The sequence below is a fragment of the Roseomonas sp. TAS13 genome, assembly GCF_001950415.1.
GTDB classification, from domain to species: domain Bacteria; phylum Pseudomonadota; class Alphaproteobacteria; order Acetobacterales; family Acetobacteraceae; genus Roseomonas; species Roseomonas mucosa.
Window position 1 is genome coordinate 1 of sequence record NZ_BDLP01000321.1, and the last position, 4963, is coordinate 4963.

Consider the following 4963-nt stretch of genomic DNA (forward strand, 5'->3'; position numbering starts at 1 on the left):
GCAGGATGCACAGGAAGAGCAGAACCCGCCGCCCGGGCGGCGCGCGCAGCAGCAGCAGCGACACCAGCGCCATGCCGAGCAGGCAGGCCAGCAGGCAGGCCCCGGCCGCCACCGCCACGGTGCGCCAGGTGGCGCGCCAGACGGCCGCATCGGCGGGCAGCAGGGCCAGGGCCGGGCCGGAGGCCTCGCTCAGGAGCCGCAGCAGCGGCGCCGCACCGACCAGGACCAGCCAGGCCAGCGCCAGGAGCGCCAGCCCGCGGGAGGGCAGCAGGGATGGATTCAAGCGTCTATTCGATCAGGTCGTTGAAGCGGCGCAGGTCCGCCTCGTTCTCCTTCGCCGCGCGGGCCGCGTCCAGGGCCAGGACCTTGATCGAATGCGGGTCGGGGAAGCCCGCCGGCGGCGCGACCCCGGGATCGGCCGGCAGGAAGCCCTGCTTCGCCGCCAGTTCCTGGCCTTCCCGCGACAGCAGGAAGGAGACGAAGGCCACCGCGGCCGGCACGTTCTTCGTGGTGGAGAGGATCGCGGCGGGCTCGGTGACGGCGCTCACCCCGTCCTCCGGGAAGACGAAGCGGACCGGGGCGCCGCGCGCGGCCTCGCGCAGGGCCAGGTAGTCCACGGCGATGCCATAGGCGCGCTCGCCGCTCGCCACCGCCTGCAGGACCTGCCCGTTGCCGCCGCGCGGCTGCAGCCCTTGTTTGGCCAGCTTGCCGAGATAGTCCCAGCCCAGGCCCGGCGCCTGCACCATGGCGGCGATGTGCAGCGCCGCCGCGCCCGAGACGCTGGGCGACGGCATGGCGATCATGTTGCGCGCCTCCGGCCGCAGCAGGTCGGCCCAGCTCTTCGGCGCGAAGGGCGCGCGGGTGTTGTAGACGATGCCGGTGGTGATCAGCTTGGTCGCGAAGTAGCGGTGCTTCGGGTCCAGCCGCTCGGCCGGGACGCCGCCCGTCCTCACCTCTGGGCTTTCCCGCAGCCGCCCCTCGGCGGCCAGGGATTCGAAGGTCAGGGCATCGGCCAGCAGTAGCACGTCAGCGCGCGGGCTGCCGGCGGCGATCTCGGCGCGCAGACGGGGCAGGATCTGGTTGGTGCCGCCCCGCAGCCATTCCACCGTCACGCCGGGATAGCGCTGGCGGAAGGCCTCCACCGTTGCCGCCGCATCGGGCTCCAGCTGGCTGGTATAGAGGGTGAGGCTGCCCGAGACCGGCTGGGAGGGCGAGGTCTGATTCTGGGCCTGCGCGGCGCCGCCCGCCATGGCGAGGGCGGTGACCATGAGACCGGCGACAGCCCGGCGGGAGCCCAGGAGCGGGAATTGGCGGCGCATGATCTTCTCGCGAAGGAAGGGACCGGGCCGGTTGATGGATGGCCCGCCGGCCGCTGAAAAGCCCCCACGCATGAAGACTTCGTGACACCGCGCCGCAACATGCCGGGGCCGGGCGGTGCCCGGAACGGCAAACCCCGCCGCGGCAAGGCGCCGGGCGGGGTTTCCATGCCGCTCTCCGGGGCCGCGAGGCCGGCCCCGGGAGGAATGAGGGCTCAGCCGCGCCCGGTGATCGGCGTGAAGTCGCGCTTGACGGAGCCGGTATAGACCTGGCGCGGGCGGCCGATACGCTGCGTCGGGTCCTCGATCATCTCCTTCCACTGGCTCACCCAGCCGACGGTGCGGGCCACGGCGAACAGCACGGTGAACATGCTGGTCGGGATGCCCATCGCCTTCAGGATGATGCCCGAATAGAAGTCGACGTTCGGGTAGAGCTTGCGCTGGATGAAGTAGTCGTCGTGCAGCGCGATCCGCTCCAGCTCCACGGCGAGGTCGAGCAGCGGCTCGTCCTTGATGCCGAGCTCGGTCAGGACCTCGTGGCAGGTCGCCTGCATGATCTTCGCCCGCGGGTCGAAGTTCTTGTAGACCCGGTGCCCGAAGCCCATCAGCTTCACGCCCGAGTTCTTGTCCTTCACCTTCTCGATAAAGGCGGGGATGTTCTCGACGCTGCCGATCTCGCCCAGCATCTTCAGCACCGCCTCGTTGGCGCCGCCATGCGCGGGGCCCCAGAGCGCCGCGATGCCGGCGGCGATGCAGGCGAAGGGGTTGGCACCGGTCGAGCCGGCCAGACGCACCGTGGAGGTGGAGGCGTTCTGCTCGTGGTCGGCATGCAGGACCAGGATGCGGTCCATGGCGCGCGACAGCACCGGGTTGACCTTGTACTCCTCCGCCGGCACGGCGTTGAGCATGTAGAGGAAGTTCTCCGCATAGCTCAGGTCGTTGCGCGGATACACGAAGGGCTGGCCGATCGAGTACTTGTAGGCCCAGGCGGCGATGGTCGGCAGCTTGGCGATCAGGCGGAAGGCGCTGATCTCGCGCTGCTTCTCGTCGTTGATGTCCAGGCTGTCGTGGTAGAAGGCGGACATGGCGCCTACCACGCCGCAGATGATCGCCATCGGATGGGCGTCGCGGCGGAAGCCATCATAGAAGCGGCGAAGCTGCTCGTGCAGCATGGTGTGCATGGTCACACCGTGCTTGAACTCCTTGAGCTGCTTCTCGTTCGGCAGCTCCCCGTGCAGCAGGAGGTAGCAGACCTCCACGAAGTCCGACTTCTCGGCCAGCTGCTCGATCGGATAGCCGCGATAGAGCAGGACGCCCTCGTCGCCGTCGATATAGGTGATCTTGCTTTCGCAGGCCGCCGTCATCCCGAAGCCGGGATCGAAGGTGAAGACACCCAGATCGGCATAGATCTTGCGGATGTCCGCGACGGAGGGGCCGATGGAGCCAGGAACCAGGGGAGCGGAACTACTCTTGTTCGTCCCGTCCAGCGTGATCGTGACCGACCCGTGACCGCTGTTGCTCATGCTTGGCTCCTCATTGACTCCCGTACCTTCAGGGTCCGGGATCATGTTATGTTGCAGCGCAAATATGCGCCGACAAGCCGTCTTGTCCACCATCCCCCAGGCGCCGCCAGACCGGGCGCCAGGCGATGGCGCCGCCTACCGGCGATCCCTCCATTCCTCAGGCGGCACGACGCCATCCGCCCAGAGGCCCCGGCCGGCCTGCCTTGCCCGGGCCTCGGCTTCGGAAAAACTCTCCGAACTCGCCAGGGCCCAGCCCGAGGACACAAGCATCGCGTTCAGAATCCTGCCATTTGCCTCGCAGATGGCCAGCGGACGGCGAAACACGTCCTGCCCGTGCAACTCGCAGACAAGGGCGTGGTTCGCCACCAGATGGGCCAGCCTGTCTGCCGCAGCCACGCCGCAATCGAAACCCTGGCCCGCCGTATCGGCGCAGGTCTCGCCGCGCGACGGGGCCTGGAGCCCCTCCAGGCGCACCACCTGCCCTTGCAGGCGCAGGGTTTCCCCGTCCACGACATGGATTTCCGCGGGATCGGCCTGGATCGGCCCTTCCGGCGGCGTGGCGGCCGGGGGCGCGGCGCCGGAGCCCAGGCCGGGAAGGCCGGCCAGGACCGGACGGAGATGCCCGGCAAGGCCCGCCCCGCCCACCGCATACAGATAGGCCCCACCGGCGGCGAGCAGCAGCAGGGCGGCCAGGCCGAGCGCCAGCGGAGCGCAGCGGCGCGGCGGCTTGCGATGGGAATGGAAGATCTTTCTCGGGCGTGCCACGGCACGGAGCCCTATCAAAGCCGAGGGGGGCCGGGAAGCGAGAAAACGCCCCTCCCCGGCCGGAAGCAAGACAGGCTCAGAACAGCCCGTCGAAGATGCCGCGCTCCTTGCGCTGGATGATCGGCGTTTCGCCATCCCCCGGCGGGCGGCCCAGGGCGAAGTTCTCGCGCAGGCGCTGGCTCTCCTTCTGCGGGTCCACCACCACGCCCGGCGGCGGCGCGTCGCGCCAGAACATCAGCCGGTCCACCACGGTCTGGCTCGGCTGGTTCAGCCGCAGGCTTTCCTCGTCCACCCTCCGGCGGATGGCAGGATCGACCGTCCCACCGGCCCGGGCGACCAGCGCGCTCTCGCCCGAGGACTGGCGGCTCGCCTGGGTGGACTCCAGGACGGCGCCGGGCACCAGGGCGCTTTCCCCCTGCTCGCGGGCCGAAAGCTCCTGCGGCCGCACCGCACCGGGGCGGGGCACGGGCAGGTTGTTCATGTCCGGCGGCAGCGAGAGCGGCGCGCGGGTCACCACCTGGAACTCGTCCGGGGCGTCCCGGGTGAAGCCCAGGGTACGGGCCGTGTCACCGCCGCATCCGGCGAGCAGGCCGAGGGAAAGGGCGGCCGGCAGGGCCAGGGCCACGGTCCGGCGTTGGGGCATCCTCATACGGGCTCCTTAGCCACGCCGTCGCGTCCGGTCGAGGGGGGACGGAAGAGCGCGTCCGCCACCAGGGCGATCACGCCCAGCACGATGGCCGCGTCGGCGATGTTGAAGACATACCAGTGCCACCCCCGGAAGGAGGCATCGACGAAGTCGAAGACCGCGCCGAAGCGCAGCCGGTCGATGACATTGCCGATGGCGCCGCCGATCACCGCGCCCAGGGCGACGGCGACCGGCCGGGTCTCCGCCCGGGCCATCCAGCGCAGCAGGATCAGCGTGATCACCAGGGCAAGGCCGGCGAGCAGCCAGCCATGCCAGGGCGCATCCCCAGCCATAAGGCCGAAGGTGACGCCCCGATTCCAGACCATGGAAAGGTCCAGGCTGAAGGGCCCCGCCGAGAAGAGCGGGACATGGCCCCGCTCGGGCAGGCGCAGCACCTCTCCCATCCACCACTTGCTCGCCTGGTCGGCCACCAGGACCAGCACGGCGGCCACGAGGCCGAGCGGGATCATCCGGGCCGGAGTCGTGGGGCTGGGCATCAGGCGACCGCGGCCTCGCAGCGCAGGCAGAGATCGGCATGGCGCCGTCCAGGGGCACCGACCTCCGGCAGCACCCGCCAGCAGCGGGCGCATTTCGCCCCCTCGGCGGGGCGGAACTCCGCGGCGGGCGCCTCCGCCCCGGGGCTGGCTCTTGATCACATCTACGCACAGCTCCAC

Annotated in this window: 6 protein-coding genes and 1 pseudogene; all 7 read right to left on the reverse strand. The window is 70.4% G+C overall.

The window, feature by feature from the left end; all coding sequences use genetic code 11:
* A pseudogene (locus ROTAS13_RS19150) lies at positions 1-283 on the reverse strand (iron ABC transporter permease); the annotation flags it as partial.
* Between the two features lie 4 nt (positions 284-287).
* Entirely contained in the window at positions 288-1319 is a 1032-nt protein-coding gene (locus ROTAS13_RS19155; RefSeq protein WP_075823126.1) for an ABC transporter substrate-binding protein, read from the reverse strand.
* 212 nt (positions 1320-1531) lie between these two features.
* On the reverse strand, positions 1532-2839 hold the full coding sequence (gene gltA / locus ROTAS13_RS19160) for a citrate synthase (RefSeq protein ID WP_019462325.1): 1308 nt from the start codon (positions 2837-2839) through the stop codon (positions 1532-1534).
* Positions 2840-2974: 135 nt separating this feature from the next.
* A complete protein-coding gene (locus ROTAS13_RS19165; RefSeq protein WP_075823125.1) occupies positions 2975-3604 on the reverse strand; it encodes a thermonuclease family protein in 630 nt (209 codons plus the stop codon).
* 76 nt (positions 3605-3680) lie between these two features.
* Positions 3681-4247, reverse strand: a complete 567-nt coding sequence (locus tag ROTAS13_RS19170) for a DUF3035 domain-containing protein (RefSeq protein ID WP_019462327.1) — start codon at positions 4245-4247, stop codon at positions 3681-3683.
* Between the two features lie 2 nt (positions 4248-4249).
* Entirely contained in the window at positions 4250-4786 is a 537-nt protein-coding gene (gene lspA, locus ROTAS13_RS19175; RefSeq protein ID WP_226946051.1) for a signal peptidase II, read from the reverse strand.
* Positions 4786-4860 (reverse strand): hypothetical protein, encoded by a 75-nt coding sequence (locus tag ROTAS13_RS28210; RefSeq protein ID WP_253187715.1) that lies wholly within the window; start codon positions 4858-4860, stop codon positions 4786-4788. Before ROTAS13_RS28210 ends, lspA begins: the two co-directional genes overlap by 1 nt.
* Between the last annotated feature and the right edge of the window lie 103 nt (positions 4861-4963).

Coding starts and splice junctions, on each gene's coding strand:
- ROTAS13_RS19155 (WP_075823126.1), bottom strand. CDS start 1,319: ATGCGCCGCCAATTCCCGCTCCTGGGCTCCCGCCGGGCTGTCGCCGGT.
- gltA (WP_019462325.1), bottom strand. CDS start 2,839: ATGAGCAACAGCGGTCACGGGTCGGTCACGATCACGCTGGACGGGACG.
- ROTAS13_RS19170 (WP_019462327.1), bottom strand. CDS start 4,247: ATGCCCCAACGCCGGACCGTGGCCCTGGCCCTGCCGGCCGCCCTTTCC.
- lspA (WP_226946051.1), bottom strand. CDS start 4,786: ATGCCCAGCCCCACGACTCCGGCCCGGATGATCCCGCTCGGCCTCGTG.